The 23,968-nt window shown below is 62.1% G+C and carries 19 protein-coding genes and 3 pseudogenes; 15 read left to right on the top strand and 7 right to left on the bottom strand.

The window, feature by feature from the left end; translation table 11 throughout:
* The coding region (locus BMW49_RS24970; RefSeq protein WP_244168330.1) for a hypothetical protein at positions 1–213 on the top strand (213 nt) is incomplete at its 5' end.
* 25 nt (positions 214–238) lie between these two features.
* Here BMW49_RS24970 and BMW49_RS10260 read toward each other — a convergent pair.
* Positions 239–1,804, bottom strand: coding sequence for an esterase/lipase family protein (locus tag BMW49_RS10260; RefSeq protein ID WP_069522292.1), 1,566 nt, complete (start codon positions 1,802–1,804; stop codon positions 239–241).
* 269 nt (positions 1,805–2,073) lie between these two features.
* On the opposite strand from BMW49_RS10260, the gene BMW49_RS10265 reads away from it, so the two are divergent.
* A complete protein-coding gene (locus tag BMW49_RS10265) occupies positions 2,074–3,252 on the top strand; it encodes an MFS transporter (RefSeq protein WP_069522290.1) in 1,179 nt (392 codons plus the stop codon).
* Positions 3,253–3,964: 712 nt separating this feature from the next.
* Here the strand turns inward: BMW49_RS10265 and BMW49_RS10270 are convergent.
* The 3 genes from BMW49_RS10270 to BMW49_RS10280 all read right to left on the bottom strand — a co-directional run bounded on the left by BMW49_RS10270 (position 3,965) and on the right by BMW49_RS10280 (position 7,630).
* Positions 3,965–4,981: a CNNM domain-containing protein gene (locus BMW49_RS10270; protein ID WP_069522288.1), complete on the bottom strand. Its 1,017-nt coding sequence runs from the start codon at positions 4,979–4,981 to the stop codon at positions 3,965–3,967.
* Positions 4,978–6,354 carry a hemolysin family protein gene (locus BMW49_RS10275; RefSeq protein WP_069522287.1) on the bottom strand — a complete coding sequence of 459 codons (1,377 nt, stop codon included), beginning with the start codon at positions 6,352–6,354 and terminating at the stop codon, positions 4,978–4,980. The genes BMW49_RS10270 and BMW49_RS10275 overlap by 4 nt, the downstream gene beginning before the upstream one ends.
* Positions 6,355–6,604: 250 nt before the next feature.
* The gene (locus BMW49_RS10280) at positions 6,605–7,630 is read right to left on the bottom strand and encodes a LacI family DNA-binding transcriptional regulator (RefSeq protein ID WP_069522285.1); all 1,026 of its coding nucleotides are present in this window, start codon (positions 7,628–7,630) and stop codon (positions 6,605–6,607) included.
* Positions 7,631–8,288: 658 nt separating this feature from the next.
* Between BMW49_RS10280 and BMW49_RS10285 the strand changes: the two genes are divergently transcribed.
* The 6 genes from BMW49_RS10285 (at position 8,289) to BMW49_RS10310 (ending at position 14,183) form a co-directional block, all read left to right on the top strand.
* Entirely contained in the window at positions 8,289–9,116 is an 828-nt protein-coding gene (locus BMW49_RS10285; protein WP_069522283.1) for an NAD-dependent epimerase/dehydratase family protein, read from the top strand.
* A gap of 47 nt (positions 9,117–9,163) precedes the next feature.
* Positions 9,164–10,048, top strand: a complete 885-nt coding sequence (locus BMW49_RS10290; RefSeq protein WP_069522281.1) for an SMP-30/gluconolactonase/LRE family protein — start codon at positions 9,164–9,166, stop codon at positions 10,046–10,048.
* Positions 10,049–10,129: 81 nt separating this feature from the next.
* Entirely contained in the window at positions 10,130–11,104 is a 975-nt protein-coding gene (locus tag BMW49_RS10295) for a TRAP transporter substrate-binding protein (protein ID WP_069522280.1), read from the top strand.
* A 66-nt stretch (positions 11,105–11,170) separates the two neighbouring features.
* A complete protein-coding gene (locus tag BMW49_RS10300) occupies positions 11,171–11,698 on the top strand; it encodes a TRAP transporter small permease (RefSeq protein ID WP_069522278.1) in 528 nt (175 codons plus the stop codon).
* Entirely contained in the window at positions 11,699–12,979 is a 1,281-nt protein-coding gene (locus BMW49_RS10305) for a TRAP transporter large permease (protein ID WP_069522276.1), read from the top strand.
* A gap of 292 nt (positions 12,980–13,271) precedes the next feature.
* The gene (locus tag BMW49_RS10310; RefSeq protein WP_069522274.1) at positions 13,272–14,183 is read left to right on the top strand and encodes an EamA family transporter; all 912 of its coding nucleotides are present in this window, start codon (positions 13,272–13,274) and stop codon (positions 14,181–14,183) included.
* 6 nt (positions 14,184–14,189) lie between these two features.
* Here the strand turns inward: BMW49_RS10310 and BMW49_RS10315 are convergent, their stop codons facing one another.
* Positions 14,190–14,945 (bottom strand): FadR/GntR family transcriptional regulator, encoded by a 756-nt coding sequence (locus tag BMW49_RS10315; protein WP_069522272.1) that lies wholly within the window; start codon positions 14,943–14,945, stop codon positions 14,190–14,192.
* Positions 14,946–15,068: 123 nt separating this feature from the next.
* Here BMW49_RS10315 and BMW49_RS10320 point away from each other — a divergent pair, with 123 nt between their 5' ends.
* On the top strand, positions 15,069–15,968 hold the full coding sequence (locus tag BMW49_RS10320) for an aldose 1-epimerase (protein WP_069522270.1): 900 nt from the start codon (positions 15,069–15,071) through the stop codon (positions 15,966–15,968).
* Between the two features lie 184 nt (positions 15,969–16,152).
* A complete protein-coding gene (locus BMW49_RS10325) occupies positions 16,153–16,362 on the top strand; it encodes a hypothetical protein (protein WP_069522268.1) in 210 nt (69 codons plus the stop codon).
* A 408-nt stretch (positions 16,363–16,770) separates the two neighbouring features.
* Here the strand turns inward: BMW49_RS10325 and BMW49_RS10330 are convergent, their stop codons facing one another.
* Positions 16,771–18,255: a helicase HerA-like domain-containing protein gene (locus BMW49_RS10330; protein WP_069522266.1), complete on the bottom strand. Its 1,485-nt coding sequence runs from the start codon at positions 18,253–18,255 to the stop codon at positions 16,771–16,773.
* Between the two features lie 144 nt (positions 18,256–18,399).
* On the opposite strand from BMW49_RS10330, the pseudogene BMW49_RS25580 reads away from it, so the two are divergent.
* The 4 genes and pseudogenes from BMW49_RS25580 to BMW49_RS25595 all read left to right on the top strand — a co-directional run.
* Positions 18,400–19,437, top strand: a pseudogene (locus tag BMW49_RS25580) (HAMP domain-containing protein); the annotation flags it as partial.
* Positions 19,438–19,530: 93 nt separating this feature from the next.
* Positions 19,531–20,295 carry a methyl-accepting chemotaxis protein gene (locus BMW49_RS25585; RefSeq protein ID WP_425272761.1) on the top strand — a complete coding sequence of 255 codons (765 nt, stop codon included), beginning with the start codon at positions 19,531–19,533 and terminating at the stop codon, positions 20,293–20,295.
* Between the two features lie 255 nt (positions 20,296–20,550).
* Positions 20,551–21,570: pseudogene (locus BMW49_RS25590) on the top strand (HAMP domain-containing protein); the annotation flags it as partial.
* A 144-nt stretch (positions 21,571–21,714) separates the two neighbouring features.
* A pseudogene (locus tag BMW49_RS25595) lies at positions 21,715–22,221 on the top strand (methyl-accepting chemotaxis protein); the annotation flags it as partial.
* 68 nt (positions 22,222–22,289) lie between these two features.
* On the opposite strand, the gene BMW49_RS10345 reads toward BMW49_RS25595, so the two are convergent.
* Entirely contained in the window at positions 22,290–23,294 is a 1,005-nt protein-coding gene (locus tag BMW49_RS10345) for a DUF481 domain-containing protein (protein WP_069517799.1), read from the bottom strand.
* Positions 23,295–23,590: 296 nt separating this feature from the next.
* On the opposite strand from BMW49_RS10345, the gene BMW49_RS10350 reads away from it, so the two are divergent.
* Entirely contained in the window at positions 23,591–23,947 is a 357-nt protein-coding gene (locus tag BMW49_RS10350) for an MGMT family protein (RefSeq protein WP_069517801.1), read from the top strand.
* Positions 23,948–23,968: the final 21 nt, after the last annotated feature.

Here is a 23,968-nt window from a genome sequence, read left to right on the forward strand (position 1 = left end):
ACCCAGGCTACCTTTGCAACTTTTCATTTATTGGCTAGGCCATGGGCTAAGAGCAGTTCACCAGCAAGATTTAAAGCCTGGTGTAGCCAGAGCGGCCAACTGCAACCGCAGATCATCATCAGCCACCGCATGACCCTGGAGGAAGCAACCGAGGGGTATCGCCTCTTCGACAAGAAGGTATTTCTGCGGCGCGAAAATGAGGGCACCCCGTAATATCCAGAAAGTGCGGCCGCTGTCACTACCCCTCCCAAGGCTCAACCCGGATCACCAGGGTGCCCATAAAGCCTGGGCGCACGTTGGGGCCCGTTCCTACCTCAATGCGTATTTCTCGGGCGCCGTTGACCAACTCTTTTTGCTCGGCAATTTCCGGGGCGCTGAGTTGGCCGTGTTTAGAGGTGAAGCCGTATTTAACGCTTTTGTCGCGTACGGCAATGGTCAGGGTGTCTCGGTAGCTGAAGCCTTCGGCGTAGCCGTCAAACCAGAACTTGTGATCCACCTCAAAGGCCGGCACGTGCACACCCAGGTCGAGGGTGAAGACCAGGGCGAGGTCGTGAGCGTCTTTGCCACGGGCATCTTTGAGCAGGTAGCCGGTGAACAGGTAGATGGATTTCTTCCGCTCCTTGATGTCGTCGTATTTTTCCATCAACGCGGACGCCTGGTCGTAGCGCCTTTCGTGCAGGCTGTAGTTAGGCCCGTTGCGCACCCGCGCACTGACATCGAAGTGGTAGATGCCGCCGATGGTTTTGCCTTGGTCCTTTTTCTTTTGAATGTCGGTAGGTAATGGCAGATCTTCGACCTCCAGCGTCACGGTTACCTGGTAGTCGCCGAACAGGAAGCGCCGCAGGTTCTGATAACCCGCCTCAGAGTTGACGATGCCATAGGCGCCGGAATGGCTGCGCGAGATGACCGCCCTGGGCGCGTCCTTCACATAGGCGTTTTCCATCATCACCAGGCCGTCGCTGCTGGGGCCGGTGCCTTTTTTCGACAGGCCAAAAAAGGCTTCATAGTCGCGGTAGTTGGAGCCGATCAGGCAGAAGAAGCGCGATGCGGGGAAGGCGCCATGCAGGTCGTTGACGGCCTGCGTACCCTTTAACCGCAGGTATTCGCGCATGCGCTCACGGTCGAAGTTGCTGATCTGCAGCCGGTCAAACGAGCCGAGATCAGGCACGTTGAACCCCAGAAAATCAATACCGTTATGGGGCGTGCCGTAGGTGAAGACTTTGTCCACCAGTGGCTCGAAAGGCTTACCAGCGCTGACATCAAGGTCTTTGGCGGTGTGGCCCGCCGCCTTCATTTCGGCCTCTGTTAAGCCATGACAGCAGGTGTTCTGCAGGTAGGTTCGGCAGATAAGCCCGCCCATGGAATGCGCCACCAGATGCACGCGGAAGTTTTCCCGGGCCTGCGGGTCGTTACCGCAGATGGTGTCGCGCACTCTGACGATAAACGCGCGCAGGCCGATGGCGAAATCTTCCATGCTCCGCCGCCTGCTGCTGCCGAGCGACTTGGAAACGCTTTCGTAGTAGCGGTAGATCCAGATGGAGCGCACAGGCGCGAGTTTGTCCGCGTAATCGATCCCGCCATTCTGGAAGGCATCGGTATAGCCGTGGTCTTTGATAAGGCGCAGCAGTGGCGACTCGAAGATAAAGGGATGGGCGACCCCTTCAGAGTCCTGCCGGATCATCGCCGAGCCCAGGTTGAAGCCCATGTAGGGGTCAGCTGTGGTGGCTTCAATCTCGTTCATGGTGGCGGCAAAGCCGCGCAGGTAGATGATCGGGTAGTACGGGCGGGCAGTGGCGGCGGGCATGATCGGCACTCCTTGCTGAGATGATGGCCTGTTCAGGCTAGCTCAGTTTTTTAGAAGTGAAATACCGACATGATTATTTGTATATCGCCGAATTTGACGCCAAAAAGCCGCAACGCAATGACAGCATCCCATGCGTGAGAGCCCGGTAATGGGTAACCATACAGGCACACATTGATTGCTCTGCTCATGCCTATGCGTCGTGTTGATTTGACCCCGCCAAGCTCAGTGCATAGGGTGGCGCCCCCCCTGTTTTTCGTTGCCGATACCTTATGTCCACCAGACCACGACTGCCTTTGACCATCTACCTGCTGGGTGCCACGATTTTCTCGCTGGTGACGGCCGAGTTCATGGTTGCCGGGATGATGCCCGCCTTGGCCGAGGCGTTTTCCGTGTCCCTGGGTGAGGTGGGCAACCTGATCGCGTATTACGCCCTGGGCATGGCCCTGGGTGGCCCACCAGTCACGGTGCTGCTGTTGTCGCGCGGCATCGGCAGCAAGCAGGCGCTGGTTGGCTTGCTGGCGGTGTATGTGATCGGCGGCGCGCTTGCGGCGGCGGCACCGAGTTATGCGGTGCTGGCGGTGGCGCGGGTGATCATGGGGGTGTCCAGCGCCGCCTGTATCGGCCTGTGCATGACCTTGTGCGCCGCGATGGTAACGCGTGAGGAGCGCGGGCGCGCCGCCTCGGTGGTGCTCGCCGGGCTGATGTTTTCGCCTGTGGCAGGTGTGCCGCTGACCGCCTGGATCGAGCAGCATCATGGCTGGCGCGCGAGTTCCTGGGCGGTGGTGGCCCTTGCCCTCGCCTGCACACTGCTGGTGACCCTGCGCGTGCCGGCGAGCCAGGCAGGCGGCGAGCCGAAGCTCGGGCAGCAGTGGGCAACGCTGCGCAACCCCAAGCTGTGGAGCGCTTATCTGACCAGCGGGCTGATCATCGGCGCGACGTTCGCGGCGTTCAGTTATTGCACGCCCATCCTTATTGATGAGGTCGGCCTGAAACCCAGCCAGGTCGCGCCCATACTGGCGCTCTATGGCGTGGCGAATCTGATCGGCAATATGGTCGTGGGCCGCTTCGCCGACAGCCATACCTTCACCGCACTGGGCCTGGGGTTGGCGCTGCTCGTGCTCGCGCTGTGCGGCTTTGCCCTGGCGGGTGATCTGACCTGGCTCAACCTGGGCTGCTTTATCGCCATCGGCCTGACCGGCGTCGCGCTCAACCCCGCGATGGTCGCCCGCGTCATGAAGGCTGCCGAGCCCGGTGCGCTGGTCAACACGCTGCACACCTCGGTGATTACAGCGGGGCTGGCCCTGGGCAGTTGGGCGGGAGGTGCGGCGATTGAAGCGGGTTGGGGCTTGCGAGCGCCACTGTGGGTCGGCGCCGGATTGGCCCTGCTTGGGCTGCTCAGCGTGATTCGCCCATTGGCTGCACGCCGTCTGCAAGGCACCTGCGCCTAAACACAGGGACAGGCAAGCCCGCCCTTATTCGCGATTGTGCCGCCAATTTCGCGAATAAATTGGCTCTCATCAAAAAACCTGTATGTAATTGATTTTATGGATTATTACGTTCTATGTGGGAGGGGCCGGGCGGCGCTCCGCGTTAGCCGCGAATGCTTCGCGGTATAGCCAAAGCTTCGCGGCTGAAGCGGAGCGCAGCCCGGCCCCTCCCACAGCAGCGGGCCCCGCGCGCATCCAGTTTGCTGCGCGACAGCGCGGCGTCTGGACGACGGGGGATCTCCTACAGGCAGGCAACAGCCTATTGGGACATCGCCTATGAACAGGCTATGCCCAAAACCGTGTTGCATCCTGTGCAAGCCGTCACGCAGCACCAGGGTGAACGACCGAACACGCGTAGGAGCCCCGCCTCGGGGCGAATCGATTGCAGCCATTCAGTTATTTCGGCGTTGCCCTTGGCATTCGCCGCGGGGCGCGACTCTACGAGAGCGCTATGGCCGCAGCCATCTCGTAGGAGCGCCGCCCCGGCGCGAAGCTTTTGGGCGCGCAACGGCAATGCGCTATGGCTGCCATTCGCTGCGGGGCGGGGCTCCCAATAAAGCATCGTCGCCGTGCAACAGGGCACTGGGGCATCGCCCAAGAAAAGGGGCAGGTTGTTTATTGGCCAATGAAGTGCCAACAAACAAACCTGCCCCTGTTCTCGTCACCACGCGGGTTAAGCGTTAGACGCAGCCGGTAGCACGCGCTTGAGGATATCGGCCAACGTGACGACGCCGAGCAAACGCTCCGCGCTCATCACCAACGCCAGTTGAACGCTCGCTTTGCGCATACGCGCCAACGCCTCGTAGACGGGGGTTTTCGCGTCGAGCACAAAGGCTTCGCGTGCCAGCTCATGCGCAGGGCGCGCCTCCGGTTCCAGCAAGGTATCGCGCACGTGCACCACCGACGGCTGAATGCCTTCAGTGCCCAGCACAAGAATGCGCAGGTGCCCGGACTGGATCGCCGCCGCGCGAACATCCGCGACGGTGGCATCACGGGTCACATGAACCAGCACCTCACCTTCGACCAGCAGCGCATCGACAGGCAGCGTGCCCAGGTCGATCAGGCCGGAGATCTGCTGCTGCATCTGTGGCTGCAGCGTGCCGACCTCTGCCGAATGCTCGACCAGTTGGCGGATGGTCTCGATATCCTGGCCACCCACTGCAGCGCTTTCGACGGGCTCAACGCCCGAGGCCTTCACGAGGCGGTTGGCCAGACGGTTCACCCAGTTCAGCAACGGGCGCAGCGGCCAGATATAGAGGCGCGAGATGATGCCAATCGCCAGCGCGGACTTCTCCGGGTGGGCAATGGCCCAGGACTTGGGCGCCATTTCACCGACCACCAGGTGCAGGAAGGTCACCAGAAACAGCGCGAGGCCGAACGCCGTAGCACCGGCAGCCCACTCGGGCATGCCCCAGGCGACAAACACCGGGCCGAGCCAAAAATCCACCGCAGGCTTGGTCACCGCACCCAGCGCAAAGGTGCAGAGCGTGATACCCAGCTGGGCACCGGCCAGCATCAAGGTCAGATCATTCATGCCGCGCAGGGCCGCCCGCGCGGATGAGCTGTGGACAGCCAGCTCTTCGAGACGGTGACGGCGAGCGCCGAGCAACGCGAATTCGATGACAACAAACACGCCGCTCAACGCAATCAGCGCGACCGTTGCTATGGTGACAATCAGCGGATCATTCATTGCCCGTCCTCCGTCATCGCTATTTTGACGAGTCGCACGCGCACTGCAGTCGGCACATGGCGCTCAATGCGCAGCACATCCACGTCCAGTCGATACCTGATGGGTTCATCGGAGATCAGTTCGGCAGGGTCGATTGGCAGCTCGATGGTGACGGTGTCACCCTCGGCCGGCAGCGCACCCAGCTCGGCGATAAGCATGCCGGCAACGGTCTCGACATCCACACGCGGCAGGTCATGGCCAATCACGCGTCTGACCTCGTCGAGGTGCACGTCGCCCTCCATGACCCAGGTGTCGTCGCCCTCGGGAACAATGGCATCGCCCGCTTCGGCATCGTGCTCATCGGTAATTTCACCGACGATTTCCATGGCGAGGTCCTCAATCGTAAGGACGCCAGCAAAACCGCCGTATTCATCGATCACGCAGGCCAACTGGTTGGTGGTCTGGACCAGCTGGTCCAGCGCATCCGGCAGCAGCATCAGCGTCGGCAGGACCTTGGCAGGGCGCATCAGCGAGGCCACAGTTTCGTGGCCATTACCGGCATCGAGGCGCGCCAGCACGTCGGCCAGGTGTACGACACCGACAGGGGCATCGTCGTCGTCAATCACCGGGTAGCGGGTATGGGCACGCGCCATCAGGCCACGCAACTCTTCAAGCGTCGTATCGGGTTCGACCCAGTCCACTTGCGAGCGGGGCACCATCGCGTGCTCGACATTGCGCTGCGGGAAGTCGAGCATGCGATCCATCATCAGCGAGAGCTCACGCGGCAGGTCGCCGCTGTCACGCGAGTCGGCGATGATGTGCGGCAGGTCGGTAGCAGAGGCGCTCACGTCCAGGTCGTGAATCGGCTCGATACGCAGCAGCTTCAGCAGCAGGTTGGCCGATTTGTCGAAGAAGCTGATCAACCAGCCGAACGCCGACATATAGAACAGCGTGGAGCGGGCAAGGCCCAGCGACAGCGGCTCAGGGTTGGCAATGGCGAGGTTCTTCGGATACAGCTCACCGACGATCATCTGGATAATCGTCGCCGCCACCAGCGCCAGCCCCGTGCCCACGGCCACGCGGGCCTCAACCGGAATATCGGTCCCGGCCAGCAGAACAGCTAATGACTCGCCGACCAAGGGCTCAGCGACATAACCCACCAGCAAGCCGGTGACAGTAATGCCGAGCTGCGCGCCCGAGAGCATAAAGCTGGTGCGCTGGGTAACGGCCAATGCGCGCTGCGCTTTCGTATCGCCGGTAGCCGCCAGCGCGGCGAGCCGGGTACGGTCGACGGCCATATAGGCAAATTCTTGCGCAACGAAATAGCCGTTCACGGCGATGATCGCCAGGATGACCAGGATGCCAAGAAGGAGGGTAAGGAGAGGTTCGATCATTTGGCTGCAAGACCAAATTCAGAAAGGCTGTAGCGGCTGAGTGTTGCAGGGCTGGGGTCCACGAAGGCGTCCATGTAGAAAGGGACAGCGAGAATACGGCTGACAGCCCCATGTCGTCTAGCAGCAGATAGTTTTCCATTTGTAAGTGCCGTAAGCCCCCTATTACCGGGAGCTGAGCCTGAAAAGGCAGGCGCCACCTGTCGACTTAGGTGCAGCCGCCAAATTAAACCGCGAATACCCCTTGCGGCCTTCAGCCACTGCCCCGCTCGATCAACTCGAACCCCACATCCAGCCGCAGAGGCTCGCGCGCCAGGGTCGGATCGGCGATGCGGGCCAGTAGCGCTTCGGCAATGGCGTGGCCGATGCGGGCGCCGTCGACCCGCACGGTAGTCAGCGGCGGGTGGGTATGGGCGGCGCAGGACAGGTCGCCAAAACCCAACACGGCGAGGTCCTGCGGCACGCGCAGGCCGAGGTTGGCGGCCTCAGCGAGCACGCCCTGGGCGAGGGTGTCGGAGCTGCACACCACGGCATCGCCCGCGCTGCCCGCTTGCAGCAGTTGAGCGAGCCCTTCGCGCCCCACCGCCAGGGTCGCCGGCGCCGGCAGTATCTGCGCGGCCAGCAGTTCGAAGCCTTGTTGCGCCAGGGCCTGGGTCAGGCTGCGGTAACGGCGCAGGCCGCGCGGGTCGTCGAGAGTGACCACGGAAATGCGCCGGTAGCCTTTGCTCAGCAGGTACTGCGCCAGGGCCTGGCCCACCGCCTCGTGGGAGAAGCCCACCAGCATGTCCAGCGGCTTGGCGCACAGGTCCCAGGCTTGCACCACGGGTATGCCGACCCGTGCCAGGCGCTCGCGGCTGGTTTGGGTGTGCTCGGTGCCGGTCAGGACGATGCCATCCGGGCGGCGACCCAGCACCGCCTCAAGCAATGCCTCCTCCTGTTGCGGGTCGTAGCCGGTCAGCCCCAGCAAGGTCTGGTAGCCGGCAGCGGCCAGGCGGTCGGTGAGCGCTTGCACGGTGTCGGCAAAGATCGAGTTGGCGATGGTCGGCAAGAAGATCGCCACCAGACGGCTGCGCGCCGAGGCCAGGGCGCCGGCGGCAAGGTTGGGCACGTAGCCAGTGGCACGCACCGCCTCCAGCACTCGCCGACGGGTGGCGTCGCTGACCACCTCGGGCCGGCCCAGGGCGCGGGACACGGTGATGGGGGAAACCCCGGCGACCTTGGCCACATCAATCAGCGTGGGCGTACCGGGGGAGCGGGAACTGAGGGGTTGTCTGCTCATGGGCCTCGCGCATCGGTAGATGAACGGCCCTTAGCTTATGGGACTGGTTGTCACACAACCACCAGAACCTGCAGTGAGACGACCTAGCGCCACCGGCCTGGGGACTGTCGACGTCGCGTCGCGAGCCGTGCATTTATCTGTAAGGAGCGAAAGGGGCGTCTAGCCGTTAATTCACGAAATTCGCGAGACAATCGCGAATAAATTCGCTCCTACCGGGGGTAACAGCTGACAGGCCATAGCCTTTGCATGCCGCGATAGCCAAAGCGGCCACGCTCATATGGGTGGATACAGGCCCGCAGAGCAGCGCACCTGCGAAGACCTATCATCATCACGGCACGAGATACGTTGTCATACAACTATAGGTAGTCATCGCCCTGCCCCACTCAGCGCAAACGCACTGCACCCGCCAAGCAAAACAGCCCGCGGCCACTGCGCCCAGCCAGGAGTATCAGGCTAGAGCCTTCCAAGGCAAACATGCAGTAATCGTTAACGGCCCACTTGGCCCTTCCCCTCGGCGGACACGTGGACGACCAGTCACGTTAATTTTCCACCTAGGTCGCGTTGACATCAGCCCTCTGGGATGTTGATAATCGGTGCAAGTCATACGACAACGTATGACATCCTCATAAAAACAAACAACAAGAGTTCAGGCCCCGCCATGACCACGACTTCCAACGCCAACCCACCCTTCAACCGCCTGCTGCTCACGGGTGCGGCAGGCGGCCTGGGCAAGGTACTGCGCGAACGCCTCCAGCCCTTCACCCGTATCCTGCGTCTGTCCGATATCGCCGAGATGGAACCGGCCCGCGGCCCGCACGAAGAAGTGCAGCTGTGTGATCTGGCCGACAAGCAGGCGGTGCATGAGCTGGTCGAAGGCGTTGATGCCATCCTGCACTTCGGTGGCGTATCGGTTGAGCGGCCGTTTGAAGAGATCCTTGGCCCCAACATCTGTGGCGTGTTCCATATCTACGAAGCGGCCCGCCGCCATGGCGTCAAGCGTGTGATCTTCGCCAGCTCCAACCATGTCGTGGGTTTCTACAAGCAGGACGAAAGCATCGACGCCAGTTGTGCCCGCCGCCCGGACAGCTATTACGGTTTGTCGAAATCCTATGGCGAGGACATGGCCAGCTTCTACTTCGACCGCTATGGCATCGAGACCGTCAGCGTGCGCATCGGCTCCTCCTTCCCCGAGCCTGCCAACCGCCGAATGATGAGCACCTGGCTGAGCTACGACGACCTCACCCAACTGCTCGAACGCGCCCTGCGCACCCCGGATGTGGGTCATACCGTGGTGTACGGCATGTCCGATAACGCCACTGTGTGGTGGGACAACCACATGGCCGCGCATTTGGGTTACCAGCCCAAGGACAGTTCCGAGGTGTTCCGCGAGCAGGTCGAGGCGCAGCCGATGCCGGCCGCCGATGACCCGGCGATGGTCTATCACGGTGGCGCCTTTGTTGCCGCCGGCCCGTTCGGCGACGCCTGAACACCCCGCGACACCCATAACAAGAACAACCAGAGAACCGAGCTGCCATGTCTGCTGAACTGATTCTCGATGCCCGCAATGCCACCGGCGAAAGCCCGGTGTGGAACGCCCGCGAGCAGGCCCTGTACTGGGTCGATATCCCGGCGTGCAAGTTGCACCGTTGGGACCTGGCCAGCGCGACCAGCCAAAGCTGGGAAGCCCCGCAGATGCTTGCCTGCATCGCCGCAGGCGAGAACGGCGGCTGGATTGCCGGCATGCAGAGCGGCCTGTTCCGCCTGGATATCGACGCCCAGGGCGTGCTGCGCACTGAACAGCTGTGCCACGTCGAGCATGCCGACCCGCAGATGCGTTTCAACGATGGTCGTTGCGACCGCCAGGGGCGTTTCTGGGCCGGCACCATGCGCCTGGACATGGCCGCCGGCATCGCCGATGGCGTGCTCTACCGCTACGCGGCCGGCGATACAGCGGCCACCGCGCTGATGCACGAGCTGATCGTACCCAACGGCCTGGCCTTCAGCCCGGACGGTCGCACCCTGTACCTCTCCGACTCGCACCCCACCGTGCAGACCATCTGGGCCTTCGATTACGACATCGACAGCGGCACGCCTTACAACCGCCGCCTGTTCGTCGACATGAACCAGTACCCCGGCCGCCCCGATGGCGCGGCGGTGGATGCCGAGGGCGGTTACTGGATCTGCGCCAACGATGCCGGCCTGATCCACCGCTTCACGCCCGATGGCCGCCTCGATCGCTCCCTCGCCGTACCGGTGAAGAAGCCGACCATGTGCGCCTTTGGCGGGCCGAACCTGGACACGCTGTTTGTCACCTCGATTCGTCCTGCGGGCGACCTTACCGACCAGCCATTGGCCGGCGGCGTGTTTGCCCTCAACCCTGGTGTCACCGGCCTGGAGGAGCCTCGCTTCGCCTTCTGAACCTTATCCCGGAGTGGTCGCAGCAGCGGCCACCCCACCTTGCAACGCTGCACAACCAACAACAAAAAGATGGAGATTCCGATGAATTTCAAACGCAAGTTGCTGATCGCCGCACTTCCTTTTGCTTTCTGCGTGTCAGGTATGGCCCAGGCAGCCATGTCGCTGAAGATTGCTGAAATCCACCCGGCCGGCTACCCCACCGTGGTCGCCCAGGAAAACATGGGCAAGAAGATCGAAGCCGCCACCAATGGCGAACTGACCTTCAAGATGTTCTCCGGCGGTGTGCTGGGTTCGGAAAAGGAAGTGGTCGAGCAGGTGCAGATTGGCGCCGTGCAGATGACCCGCGTCAGCCTTGGCACCCTGGGTCCGGTGGTGCCGGACGTGAACGTGTTCAACATGCCGTTCGTGTTCCGTGACCACGACCACATGCGCAAGGTCATCGATGGCGAAATCGGCCAGGAGATCCTCGACAAGATCACCAACTCCGAATTCAACATGGTCGGCCTGGCCTGGATGGACGGCGGTGTGCGCAACCTCTACACCAAGGAGCCGGTGCGCAGCCTGGAAGACCTCAAAGGCATGAAGATCCGCGTGATGGGCAACCCGATGTTCATCGAAACCTTCAACGCCCTGGGCGCCAACGGTATCGCCATGGACACCGGCGAGATCTTCAGCGCCCTGCAGACCGGGGTTGTCGACGGCGCGGAAAACAACCCGCCGACCATGCTCGAGCACAACCACTTCCGTAACGCCAAGTACTACACCCTGACCGGCCACTTGATCCTGCCGGAGCCGATCGTGATCTCCAAGGCGACCTGGAACAAGCTCACCCCCGAGCAGCAGGAAATCGTCAAGAAGTACGCCAAGGAAGCGCAGTTCGACGAGCGTCGCCTGTGGGATGAGAAGTCTGCCACCAGCGAAGCCAAACTGAAGGAAGCCGGTGTCGAGTTCATCGAAGTCGACAAGAAGCCTTTCTTCGACGCCACTGCACCGATCCGCGAGAAGTACGGTGCTCCTTACGCCGACCTGATCAAGCGCATCGAAGCCGTGCAGTAACCCGCTCTCTCTGAAGAACGTCGTGGCAACGGCTCAATGCCGTTGCCACGTGCGTGGTGAAGTCTCATGAAAAACACGCTGTTACGCATCAACGACGTGATCTATATGGCCTGCATCTGGGTTGCCGGCCTATCGATCCTCGTCATGTCACTGATCATTCCCTGGGGCATTTTTGCCCGTTACGTACTTGGCACTGGCGCCGGCTGGCCCGAGCCGATCGCCATCATGCTGATGGTGGTGTTCACCTTTATTGGTGCGGCAGCCAGCTACCGGGCAGGCGCACACATGGCGGTGACCACGCTGACCGATCGAATGCCCGACCACTGGCAACCCCGCATTACCCTGCTGGTGCAGGTGCTCATGGCGGTGATCTGCCTGTTCATGACCATCTGGGGCATCAAGCTGTGCATCGCCACCTGGAATCAGTTCATGAGTACGCTGCCAACCCTGCGCGTGGGCATCAGCTACGCCCCAATCCCGCTGGGCGGCGCGATAACCCTGATTTTTATCCTCGAACGCCTGGCCTTCGGTGATCAAAGCCACCGCCGTGCGGTGAACTTCGAACTGCTCGAAGACAGCAAGGAGGCCGTGTAAATGGATGCGCTAATTCTGCTGGGTAGCTTCCTCGTACTGATCATGTTGCGCGTACCGGTTGCCTACGCCCTCGGGCTGTCGGCCCTGGCCGGCGCCTGGTATATCGATATTCCGTTCCACGCGATCATGATTCAGATCGCCGGGGGCGTGAACAAATTCTCCCTGCTGGCCATTCCGTTCTTCGTCCTGGCCGGCGCGATCATGGCCGAAGGCGGCATGTCGCGGCGCCTGGTGAACTTCGCCAGCGTGCTGGTCGGCTTTATCCGTGGTGGCCTGTCGCTGGTCAACATCATGGCCTCGACCTTTTTCGGCGCCATCTCCGGCTCGTCCCTGGCCGATACCGCCTCGGTCGGCTCGGTGCTGATCCCGGAAATGGAAAAGAAAGGCTACCCGCGCGAATACTCCACCGCGGTCACGGTCAGTGGCTCGGTCCAGGCGCTATTGACCCCGCCGAGCCATAACTCGGTGCTCTACTCGCTGGCCGCTGGCGGCACGGTGTCGATTGCCTCGCTGTTTATCGCCGGCATCGGCCCGGGCATGCTGCTCAGCGCGGTGATGATGGGCATGTGCCTGTACTTCGCGCGCAAACGCAACTACCCCAAGGGTGAAGTGATCCCGCTCAAGCAGGCGTTGAAAATCTGCGTCGATGCGCTCTGGGGCCTGTTCACCATGGTGATCATCCTCGGCGGCATCCTCTCGGGTATTTTCACCGCCACCGAGTCGGCGGCGATTGCCGTGGTCTGGGCGTTCTTCGTCACCATGTTCATCTACCGTGACTACAAGTGGCGGGATCTGCCCAAGCTGATGCACCGCACGGTGCGTACGCTGTCGATCGTGATGATCCTGATCGCCTTCGCCGCCGCCTTCGGCTACATCATGACCCTGATGCAGATTCCGTCGAAGATCACCGCGATGTTCCTGACGCTCTCGGACAACCGCTATGTGATCCTGATGTGCATCAACTTCATGCTGCTGGCCCTGGGCACGCTGATGGACATGGCGCCGCTGATCCTGATCCTCACGCCCATCCTGCTGCCGGTAGTAACTGGCATCGGCGTCGACCCGGTGCACTTCGGCATGATCATGCTGGTCAACCTGGGCATCGGCCTGATCACCCCGCCGGTGGGTGCGGTACTGTTCGTCGGCGCCGCTATCGGCAAGGTGACCATCGAAAATACGGTCAAGGCACTGCTGCCGTTCTACGCCGCACTGTTCATGGTGCTGATGGCCGTGACCTATATTCCGGCCATCTCGCTGTGGCTGCCGAGCGTGGTTCTGTAGACTGTAGGAGCCTGTCGGACTTAACGCTGTTCTACTGCGGAAAAGCCGGGCTCGGCCATTTTTGCTGCTCTTTCTCGTTAAATAGCGAGCTATTTGCGGGGCGGCCACCCGCCTCGAAAGACCAACAAAACTGGCTCAATCCGGACTTTCCCTCGCTACGAACGGTCAAGCCCGACAGGCTCCTAGCCTAGTCAAACGCCGCCTGCGGGCGGCGTTTTCATTTAGAGGCCCCTCGCATCTGGCCGCGCACGCGGTCCATCGCCACACCCCTGTACAAGGATGCAACCGCTCCATGCCCAACATCACACCCCTGCCCCGTCACTTCGCCGTGCTGATCCTCGCGACACTCGCGAGCTCGTTCGCCGGCAACCACATCGCAGCGCGCATCGCCTTCGACCACGACACAGGGCTGCTGTTGGCCATGCTGTGCCGTTCCGGGGTGACCCTGCTGGCGTTGATCGGTTTGGTGGTCTGGCAGCGCCACCACCTCAACCTGGGCCGCGCGACCTGGGGCTGGCAGGTGCTGCTGGGGCTGTTGATCGCCATTCAGAGTTTTTGCATCTACTCGGCGGTGGCGCGCATTCCGGTGGCCCTGGCGCTGCTGGTGGTCAACCTGGCGCCGATCATGTTGGCGTTGCTCACCTGGGCACTCGGCGGCCCGCGCCCAACCCGCCGCTCGGCCCTGCTGATGGGGCTGATTCTGTTCGGCCTGTTGCTGGCGCTGGACATCCCCGCGCGCCTGGCCGATGAGGCGCAGATGGATGCACGCTGGGTCGAAGGCGTGCTATTCGGTATTACCGGTGCGGCGGTGTTCGCTTGTGCGCTGTGGATCACCGATCACCGCCTGTCGAAGTTGCCGGGCACCGTGCGCAGCATGCTGACCATGGCAGTGGTGTTTCTCAGCTCGGCCCTGGCCGGTGTCGCGGGCTGGCTGCCAGGCGGCATGGACCTGCCCACGGCGAATGCCGGCTGGATCGCCTTGGCGTGTCTGATACTGCTCTATGGGATGGCGTTCTCGACGCTGTTCATCCTGGTTACGCGGCTGGACATCGCGCGCAATGCCCCGGTGATGAACATGGAGCCGGTGGCCGGCCTGGTGTTCGGCTGGCTGATTCTCGGCCAGTTGCTCAACGGGGTGCAGGTGATCGGCGGGGTAATCGTGGTCAGCGGCATCGTCATGCTGGCGATGCGCAAGACCGGCTGATTGATGTCAGGCCTTGAGTGCGGCGGCCTCGGCCGCTTCGTGGGCCTGGCGCAGGCGCTCGCGGCTGTTGGTCAGGTGCAGACGCATGGCGGCGCGCGCCGCATCGGAGTCCTGACGGGCGATGGACTCGTAGATTTGCTCGTGTTCGCGGCTCAGACGCGCCATGTAGTGCTGCTGGTCATCGTGGGCGATGCGCGCCGAATTCAGCCGGGTACGCGGAATGATACTGGTGCCCAGGTGGCTCATGATGTCGGTGAAGTAGCGGTTACCGGTGGCCTCGGCGATCTGCAGGTGGAACTGGAAGTCCGAACCTACGGCATCGCTGTCATGGGAAACGCTGTCATTCAGCACATCGAGTGCCGCGCGCATGCCGGCCAGTTGCTCGGGCGAACGACGTTGCGCCGCCAGGCCAGCCGACTCGACCTCCAGGCTGATGCGCAGCTCCAGCACGGCGAGCACGTCACGCAGGGTGACGATGGTCGCCGGGTCGATACGAAAACCACTGGGGCTGGGCGTATCGAGCACGAAAGTACCGATGCCGTGGCGGGTTTCCACCAAGCCCGAGGCCTGCAGCCGCGACAGTGCTTCGCGCACCACGGTACGGCTGACGCCCTGTTCTTCCATGATCGCCGACTCGGTCGGCAATTTGTCACCGCGTTTGATCACCCCGTCGCGGATGCGTTGCGACAGCTCGGTGACCAGCTCCTGAGCCAGGCTGCGATGCTTGCGGCGCGTACGCGGGGGGGTGTTCTGGGTTTCCATGGTGGCGATCTGTCTCGGCTGTCGGCGTAGCCGTCATGATAGCCCAGCAAGTTGTACGATGACACTCCATCACCGGCGAAGCTGTACGAAAAATCTGTGCACTATCTTTCATAAGGACCGGACATGCCTGCAACGCTTATTCAGCTTCACGACCGTTTGACCACCCTGACCCTGGCCCCCGCCTGTGGCGGCAGCCTGGTCAACTGGACAACCCGCGACAGCGGCCATGCCCTGCTGCGCCACAGCGACGCCGAGGCCCTGGCGGCAAACACGGCGCGGCGCCTGGCTTGTTACCCGCTGCTGCCCTGGTCCAACCGCATCGGCGCTGGTGGCTACCAGACACCAGATGGCTGGTTCGCCCTCAAACCCAACTCCCCCGGTGATGCCCTGCCCATCCACGGCAGCGCCTGGCAGCAGCCCTGGCAGGTCAGCGAGCAGCAGGCCGACAGTGTCTGCCTGACGCTCGACAGCCAGGTGCCCTTCGCCTACCACGCCGAGCAGCGCATCCAGTTACATGAAGGCCGCCTGCACATCGCGCTGCGCGTGCGCCACCTCGATGCCCGCGCCAACTGGCACGGCCTGGGTCTGCATCTCTATATCACCCGCACCGCTCACACCCAGCTGCAAGTGAGCGCGCAGCAGGTCTGGCTGAGTGATGAACAACAGCTGTCCCGTGAGCAGCAGCCCGTACCCGCCGCCTGGGACTTTCACCAGGCCGCGCCGCTGCCCGACAGCCTGGTCGACCACGCGTTTACCGGCTGGGACGGCAGTGCGAGCATTCTGCAACCCGACCTGGGCTACCGCATCGACTGCCAGGCCGAAGGCAGCGATTGTTACCTGCTGTTTTGCCCGGTCGAACGGCCATTCTTCTGCCTGGAGCCGGTCAGCCACCCGGTCAACGCCCACCACTTGCCTGGCCAGCCCGGTCTGCGCCTGCTGCAGCAAGGTGAAGAGGCGCACCTGACTTTAACGTTGCACTATCGACCTGGCCTCGATAACCAGCACGCCGCGAACGTCCAGTAACTGGACATTTACGCCGTGTTCGCGATAATTGCGCCTCGTTGCCGCAGCGCAGACCACAAAAGCAAGCGCGCGGCGCAGGCAGCATCAGCCGCAAGTGTCGACCTGCCTACCAACTTCCGGTGACCGTTACAGCGGTGCAAGCGCCCCGCGTTGTCACCACAGCCTTCAACCCTTGGAAATTTACGTGACGAAAGACGAACTGCGCGCCGAACTTGAGCGCCAGGCGCAGCGTTACAAGGATGTATACGGCGGGGAAGTCATGACCTACGCCGCTCAACCGGATCCCGAGCGCAAGCCGTGGCGCAAGAAGGCCAGCCTGCTGGACCAGGCCTTCGAGAAAGAAATCGAGAAAATCGAAAAAGACCTGGCAAAAGACAGCGAAACCTCACGCTGAACCCGCCCAGTCGGATCTTATGCTGAAGCCAGGATGGCGTAGGGTGCGCCCCGCGCAACTGGAAACTGCCGCTGGCGCCGGTGAGCACAGCGCACCCTACTTCCGCAAGCGATCCGGCAACAGCGCCTAGGGTCTGTTCCCGTTTCGTTCGCGGCCGCGCCGGAGCCCGTTTTAGCGCGAGGCAAGGCACGAGATGCGAAGTTTAGTGGGCTAAATGAGCCATCGAGAAACGCCGCATCGCGCTAAAACGGGCCCGGCCCTTTGGGTTGCGCGCAAAATCTCGCCATGCGGTGTTGGAGGACTTGGCAAGGGAACAACCATTCCCTGCGTCCTCCGCCTAGCGGAACGCCGCCCGGCCTGGCGAGATTTTTCGCAGCAACGCGGCTTGCGACGAAACGGGAACAGACCCTAGCGCCGCTTGCCACCGAGCAATGAGCCCATCAGCCCGCGCACCAGTTGCCGACCTATCTGGTTGGCCACCTGGCGCACGGCGGTTTTCATTGCCTGGCTGGCCAGGTTGCCGAGCAACTCGCCGGCCGCACTGCCCAGGCCTGGCGCCGACTCTGCCGCAGGCGCTGCATGCGCCGCGCTCTGCTGCGCGTCGGCAGCACGGGCCGCCAACACTTCGTAGGCCGACTCGCGGTCGAAAGCGCGGTCATAGCGCCCGCCCAGGGGCGACTGACGGATCAGCGCCGCACGCTCTGTCTCGCTCAGCGGGCCGATGCGCGACTGCGGCGGGGCAATCGCGACGCGCTGCACCATCGCTGGCGTGCCGCGCGCCTCCAGGGTGCCGACCAGTGCTTCGCCGATGCCCAGCTCAGTGAGCACCGCCAGGGTGTCGATCTGTGGGTTGGGCCTGAAGCCATCGGCCACCGCGCGCAGGGCCTTTTGCTCTTTGGCGGTGAATGCACGCAGGCCGTGCTGAATACGCAGTCCCAGTTGCGCCAGCACATCATCCGGCAGGTCGCTCGGCGACTGGGTGACAAAGTACACGCCCACGCCCTTGGAGCGAATCAGCCGCACCACTTGTTCCAGACGGTTCTGCAACGCCTTGGGCGTGCCGTCGAACAGCAGGTGCGCTTCATCGAAGAACAGCGCCAATACAGGCTTGTCGGCATCGCCACGCTCGGGCAGTTGCTCGAACAGTTCAGCCAGCAGCCACAGCAAAAAGGTCGCATAGACCTTGGGCGCTTCGTGCACCAGACGGCTGGCGTCGAGCAGGTGAACCCGGCCGCGACCGTCGCGATCCGGGTGCAGCAGGTCTTCGAGCTGCAGCGCGGGCTCACTGAATAACGCATCAGCACCCTGCTGTTCCAGGCTCGACAGGCGTCGTAACAGGGCCTGTGCCGAGGTGTTGGTGAACAGCGCCGCGTCTTCACCGAGCACTGCCGGGTTGTCCTTGAGGTGGCCGAGCAGAGCCTTGAGGTCTTTCAGGTCGAGCAACAACAACCCTTCGCGGTCAGCCACCTTGAAGGCGGCATACAGCGCTGCCTGTTGGCTATCGGTCAACTCCAAAAGCGCGCCCAACAGCAGTGGGCCCATTTCACTCAGGGTGGTGCGCAGCGGGTGCCCGCTTTTGCCGTGAATATCCCAGAGGGTAACCGGGTAAGCGCCAGGCTGATGCGCCAGCCAGGGCATGCTGGCGATGCGCTCGGCGACCTTGCCACTGGGCGCACCGGCGGCGCCCAGGCCACACAGATCGCCTTTGACGTCAGCGGCAAACACCGCCACGCCGGCATCACTGAAAGTTTCGATCAATCGCTGCAGCGTTACCGTCTTACCGGTGCCGGTAGCACCGGCAATCAGCCCGTGGCGGTTGGCCAGGCGCAGAGACTGACCCACAGCGTGACCATCGCCATCAGCACCCAAAATGAATTGCTGATCCAAAGACATATTCCGCCCCCTGAAATTAAAGCTTTGCAGGCCCTATGCCGATAAAGCCGCCGGCCAATGGCCGATTAGCCCTCACCTGCTGCCAGTAACGCGTTGGCAATCCCGCCAAAAACCGATTCTAGAGACTTATGGACACAAGGTGCCATGATTAGAAATCTGCAGTTCAGCCACAAGATTTTGCTGGCCGCGACCCTGGTAGTCACGGTCGCCTTCGCACTGTTTAGCCTGTACAACGACAGCCGCCAGCGCCATAGCATCCAGCTGGAGCTGCAGAGCAACCTCAGCCAGGCCAGCAAGGCGGCGGCAGGCAATATCGAAAGTTGGCTGTCGGGACGCATCCTGTTGGTCGAAAGCCTAGCGCAGAACCTGGAGCTGGCGATCGCCCGCGCAGACCTGCAAGAGGTTATCTCGCGCCCGGTGTACAAAGACGCTTTTCTCTCGGCCTATGTCGGCCTGCAAAGCGACGGGCGTTTTCTCTCCAGCCCGCCCACGCAGATGCCGGCCGACTACGACCCGCGCGCACGCCCTTGGTACAAGGACGCCGTCGCGGCCAACCGCGCCATCCTCACCGCGCCCTATGTCGATCAGATCACCAATACCCTGGTCATTTCGCCCATCGCACCGGTACGAGGCCCAGACGGCAAGCCCTTTGGTATGGCCGGCGGTGACGTGAGCCTGGATACCCTGGTCAAGATCATCAACTCCATCGAGCTCGGCGAGCTTGGCTATGCCTTTCTGGTCAGCAAGGACGGCACTGTGCTGGTTCACCACCAGGCCGACCTGGTGATGAAGAACCTTCGTGACCTCTACCCCAACATCACCATCGGCCTCGACAGCAAGCTCACCGAGGTGGACCAGGACGGCGAGCAACGCTTGCTGACCTTCGCCCCGGTAGTAGGGCTGCCCGATGTGCAATGGTACGTGGGTCTGTCCGTTGACAAGGCCCAGGCCTACGCCGCGCTGGACGAGTTTCGCTGGTCTGCTGCCGTCGCCACGCTGATTGCGGTGGTGTTGATCATTACCTTGCTGAGCATGCTGATTCGCGTACTGATGCAACCCCTGAAAACCATGGGCAAAGCCATGCAGGACATCGCCCAGGGCGAAGGCGACCTGACCAAACGCCTGAGCATTCAGTCCAACGACGAGTTCGGCGCCCTGGCCACGTCGTTCAACCAGTTCGTCGAGCGCATCCACAACTCGATCCGTGAAGTTTCTTCGGCCACCCGCCAGGTAAACGAGGTTGCGCAGTTGGTGGTCGGCGCCTCGAACGCCTCGATGATCAATTCCGACGAGCAGTCCAACCGCACCCACAGCGTGGCCGCGGCGATCAACCAGCTGGGCGCGGCCGCCCAGGAGATCGCACGCAACGCCGCCGATGCCTCCAACCAAGCATCTGAAGCGCGTCAGCAAGCCGAAGACGGCCGCCAGGTGGTGGAAAAAACCATCAAGGCGATGAACGATCTGTCCGGCAAGATCCGCGCCTCTTGCAGCCATATCGAGACGCTTAACGGCAAGACGGTGAACATCGGTCAAATTCTCGAGGTGATCAAAAGCATCTCCCAGCAGACCAACCTGCTGGCGCTGAACGCCGCCATCGAGGCCGCCCGTGCCGGTGAAGCGGGTCGTGGCTTTGCCGTGGTCGCCGACGAAGTGCGCAGCCTGGCCCACCGCACCCAGGAGTCGGCCCAGGAAATCGAAACCATGATCGAGGAGCTGCAGGTCGGCTCCCGTGAGTCGGTCAGCACCATGACCGAAAGCCAGCGCTACAGCGAGGAAAGCGTGGTGATCGCCAACCAGGCCGGCGAACGCCTGGGCAGCGTGACCCAGCGCATCGGCGAGATCGACGGCATGAACCAGTCCGTGGCCACCGCTACCGAGGAGCAGACTTCGGTGATCGAGTCGCTGAACATGGACATCACCGAGATCAACACCCTCAACCAAGAAGGCGTGGAAAACCTCAACGCCACCCTGCGCGCCTGCGGCGACCTGGAGCAACAAGCCCAGCGCCTCAAGCAGTTGGTCGACAGCTTCCGCATCTAAACCCTGCCGTAAACAAAACGGGGCGCTCACTGAGCGCCCCGTTTTCGTTTCGGCAATACGCTGCAATGAGTTGCGACGCTTGATTCTTTGCCCGTGCGTCCATTATGAATGGCGTCGCATACCGGCATTTTGCCAGCCCAGCCTCATTCAAGCTTTACGGTCCCCATGTCGACATAGGAAACGCCACCGCGTAGTGCGACTATCAGCCGCACGCCGGCATTAAACTGGTGCCAGATCTCATCGGAAGTAAGCCCCATGACCAACGCCCTCAAGTTCAGCCACAAGATCCTGCTCGCCGCCTCTCTTGTGGTCATTGCAGCGTTCTCGCTGTTCACCCTGTACAACGATTATCTGCAACGCAAGGCGATCCGCGCCGACCTTGAGAGTTACCTGCATGAAATGGGCAAGGTAACCGCCAATAACATCCAGAACTGGCTGTCAGGTCGCATCCTGCTGGTGGAAAGTGCTGCCCAGTCAATCGCCCAGGATCCAGCACCGCAACGCGTGGTTAGCCTGCTTGAGCAGAAGGCCCTGACCTCGACCTTCATTTTTACCTACCTGGGCAGTACCGACGGCATCTTCACCAAGCGCCCATACACCGACATGCCGGCCGACTACGACCCACGCAAACGGCCGTGGTATATCGCAGCCAACACGGCAGCGGGCACCACGCTGACAGAACCCTACTTCAGCGCCTCAACCGGGGTGCAGATGATCACCATCGCTACCCCTGCAAAACCCGCAGGTGTTGTCGGCGGTGACCTGGGGCTCGACACCCTGATCAACATTATCAACTCGCTGGATTTCGACGGCATCGGCTACGCCTTCCTGGTCAGCGCCGACGGCAAGATCCTGGTCCACCCGAACAAGGACCTGGTGATGAAGAACCTCAAGGACCTCTATCCCGAAAATACCCCGCGCATCGGCAGTGAACTCAGCGAGTCGATTGGCGAGGACGGCATGCGCATTCTCACCTTCGCCCCGATCGAAGGCCTGCCGTCGGTGAAGTGGTATGTCGGTCTGTCGGTCGATAAAGCAGGGGCCTACGCCGCACTCAGCGAGTTTCGTGCTTCAGCCCTGGTCGCGACCCTGGTTGCCGTGGTGCTGATCATCATCCTGCTGAGCATGTTGATCCGCGTATTGATGCAGCCGCTGACCGTCATGGGCAAAGCCATGCAGGACATCGCCCAGGGCGAAGGTGACCTGACCAAGCGCCTGAGCATCCAGTCCAACGACGAGTTCGGCGCCCTGGCCAAGTCGTTCAACCAGTTCGTCGAGCGCATCCACAACTCGATCCGTGAAGTGTCCTCGGCCACCCGCCAGGTCAACGAGGTGGCAGCCTGTAATATGTCCGGCAAGATCCGCGCCTCTTGCAGCCATATCGAGACGCTTAACGGCAAGACGGTGAACATCGGTCAGATTCTCGAGGTGATCAAAAGCATCTCCCAGCAGACCAATCTGCTGGCGCTGAACGCCGCCATCGAGGCCGCCCGTGCCGGTGAAGCCGGTCGTGGTTTTGCCGTGGTCGCCGACGAAGTGCGCAGCCTGGCCCACCGCACCCAGGAGTCGGCCCAGGAAATCGAAACCATGATCGAGGAGCTGCAGGTCGGCTCCCGTGAGTCGGTCAGCACCATGACCGAGAGCCAGCGCTACAGCGAGGAAAGCGTGGTGATCGCCAACCAGGCCGGTGAGCGCCTGGGCAGCGTGACCCAGCGCATCGGCGAGATCGACGGCATGAACCAGTCCGTGGCCACCGCCACCGAGGAGCAGACTTCGGTGATCGAGTCGCTGAACATGGACATCACCGAGATCAACACCCTCAACCAGGAAGGCGTGGAAAACCTCAACGCCACCTTGCGCGCCTGCGGCGACCTGGAGCAACAGGCCCAGCGCCTCAAGCAGTTGGTCGACAGCTTCCGCATCTAAACCCTGCCGTAAACAAAAACGGGGCGCTCACTGAGCGCCCCGTTTTCGTTCAGGGTCAAGCGAAGGCTTTACCAGCCGACACCAAAGCCGAGGCTGTAGCGGGTTTCATCCAGCTCGCCTTCCGAGCCATTGACCAGGTCACGCTCGGCCTTGACGTTCAAGGACGCCCAGTCAGTGACCTTGTAGCGCAGGCCGACGGCTGCATCGAAGGTGTAATCGGCGGCATTGGCCAGCGGCTTGCCGATTTCGCCATCGCTGAACAGCTCGACGGTCTTGCCCAGCAAGTAGCGGTTGTAGTCCCACTTCATGCTCAGCGAATAGAAGTTGTCCTTTTCACCGTTGGCGAACTCATAGTCCCCGCGGTTGACCAGGCCAGCTACCGAGAAGGCGCCCAGCTCGTTGTCCCAGAACTGATAACCCGGACCGGTACCCACGGTGCGCTGACGCGCCAGGTCTTCGATCTTGTCGCGCTTGTATTCCAGGCGACCTTGCCAGAACCAGTGCTCGTCGATAAAGCGGTCCAGGGCGTACTCGGTGCTCCAGTTGTCGGTAGTCACCACATCGTCGCGCAGCTCGCGGTTGTAGCCAGCCGTGGCATTGTGGCGCCACAGGCCATGGCGCATCTGCGTCTTGAAGTCGATGTCGTAGTCATCGGTGTCGTTTTCTGCGCGTTTGTAATCCAGCGCGGCATCGATGTTACCGGTGATCACCAGGTCTTCGACCAGCGGCTTGGGCTTCATGATCTGCTGAATGCTGGCCAGCTCGATGGTCCGTGGCGCATCGCCGTTAGCCAGCGTCACCTTGCCCGACTCGGCCGCCAACAGGGACTTGGCGCGCTCACCGGAGATCTGCCCTTCCTTGATCAGCAACTCCTGATCGCTTTCCAGGGTCGCGATCTTTTTCCAGGACAGCGGGATCGAGCCACCGTAATCGGTTTCCAGCAGCAGTTTGGTGCCGTCGAAGAACTTGATGGTACCGGTCAAGCGGTCGCCATTCTTCAACCACACGGTATCGGCCAGTACAGGGGTAACGGCCGCAGAAAGGGCCAGGCACAGCAGGGTTCTGGGAAACATGACGGGTGGTCACTGATTAGGTTGGCGAAGGAAGCCGGGCATTATGCGCAAGCGCGGCGGCTGAGCAAGCAATGACCGACGGAATAACCCCAAGTTCAGGCTTATGGACTGTTTTTTCGCTATGTATCCATAGTGTGTTGCAGAGGACAAACAGTGCTACTTAGCCAAGTAGGGTGCGCCGCGCGCACCAAGCGATGCCAGCCGCCACCGAACGCCGTTGTGGGGCAGTCAAAGGATTGTTTGAGCCCAAGATGGCGATATTCTGCCTACAGAAGGCAACAGTGAGGGGGCGGGGAATGACGCAAGAGCAACTCGAGAGTATGCAAACCGGGGCCGACCACCGTCGCCAGGCGCTCTACCTGACCCTGGCGCAGGTGCCCAGCGGTTGCGTGGTCAGCTATGGTCAGCTCGCTGCACTGGCGGGCCTGGGCCGTGCCGCGCGCTGGGTGGGCCGCACCCTGAGCCAACTGCCGGAAGGTTCCAGCCTGCCCTGGCACCGCGTAATTGCCGCCAGCGGCCGGCTAAGCCTGGCCAGCGGTACGCCCTCCGGGGAGGAGCAACGCGCCCGCCTGCGCGCCGAAGGCATCCTGGTTAACCAGGATCGGGTGGACATCCGTCGCCACGGCTGGCGTCCAATGGAGCACAGCGGTTAGAGTGCGCCCTTTATCAGGTCG

It is taken from the genome of Pseudomonas cuatrocienegasensis (genome assembly GCF_900110925.1).
GTDB lineage: Bacteria > Pseudomonadota > Gammaproteobacteria > Pseudomonadales > Pseudomonadaceae > Aquipseudomonas > Aquipseudomonas cuatrocienegasensis.

Coding starts and splice junctions, on each gene's coding strand:
- BMW49_RS10270 (WP_069522288.1), bottom strand. CDS start 4,981: ATGAATGATCCGCTGATTGTCACCATAGCAACGGTCGCGCTGATTGCG.
- BMW49_RS10295 (WP_069522280.1), top strand. CDS start 10,130: ATGAATTTCAAACGCAAGTTGCTGATCGCCGCACTTCCTTTTGCTTTC.
- BMW49_RS10315 (WP_069522272.1), bottom strand. CDS start 14,945: ATGGAAACCCAGAACACCCCCCCGCGTACGCGCCGCAAGCATCGCAGC.
- BMW49_RS10275 (WP_069522287.1), bottom strand. CDS start 6,354: ATGATCGAACCTCTCCTTACCCTCCTTCTTGGCATCCTGGTCATCCTG.
- BMW49_RS10310 (WP_069522274.1), top strand. CDS start 13,272: ATGCCCAACATCACACCCCTGCCCCGTCACTTCGCCGTGCTGATCCTC.
- BMW49_RS10265 (WP_069522290.1), top strand. CDS start 2,074: ATGTCCACCAGACCACGACTGCCTTTGACCATCTACCTGCTGGGTGCC.
- BMW49_RS25585 (WP_425272761.1), top strand. CDS start 19,531: ATGATCAATTCCGACGAGCAGTCCAACCGCACCCACAGCGTGGCCGCG.
- BMW49_RS10285 (WP_069522283.1), top strand. CDS start 8,289: ATGACCACGACTTCCAACGCCAACCCACCCTTCAACCGCCTGCTGCTC.
- BMW49_RS10300 (WP_069522278.1), top strand. CDS start 11,171: ATGAAAAACACGCTGTTACGCATCAACGACGTGATCTATATGGCCTGC.
- BMW49_RS10320 (WP_069522270.1), top strand. CDS start 15,069: ATGCCTGCAACGCTTATTCAGCTTCACGACCGTTTGACCACCCTGACC.
- BMW49_RS10280 (WP_069522285.1), bottom strand. CDS start 7,630: ATGAGCAGACAACCCCTCAGTTCCCGCTCCCCCGGTACGCCCACGCTG.
- BMW49_RS10350 (WP_069517801.1), top strand. CDS start 23,591: ATGACGCAAGAGCAACTCGAGAGTATGCAAACCGGGGCCGACCACCGT.
- BMW49_RS10260 (WP_069522292.1), bottom strand. CDS start 1,804: ATGCCCGCCGCCACTGCCCGCCCGTACTACCCGATCATCTACCTGCGC.
- BMW49_RS10290 (WP_069522281.1), top strand. CDS start 9,164: ATGTCTGCTGAACTGATTCTCGATGCCCGCAATGCCACCGGCGAAAGC.
- BMW49_RS10305 (WP_069522276.1), top strand. CDS start 11,699: ATGGATGCGCTAATTCTGCTGGGTAGCTTCCTCGTACTGATCATGTTG.
- BMW49_RS10345 (WP_069517799.1), bottom strand. CDS start 23,294: ATGTTTCCCAGAACCCTGCTGTGCCTGGCCCTTTCTGCGGCCGTTACC.
- BMW49_RS10330 (WP_069522266.1), bottom strand. CDS start 18,255: ATGTCTTTGGATCAGCAATTCATTTTGGGTGCTGATGGCGATGGTCAC.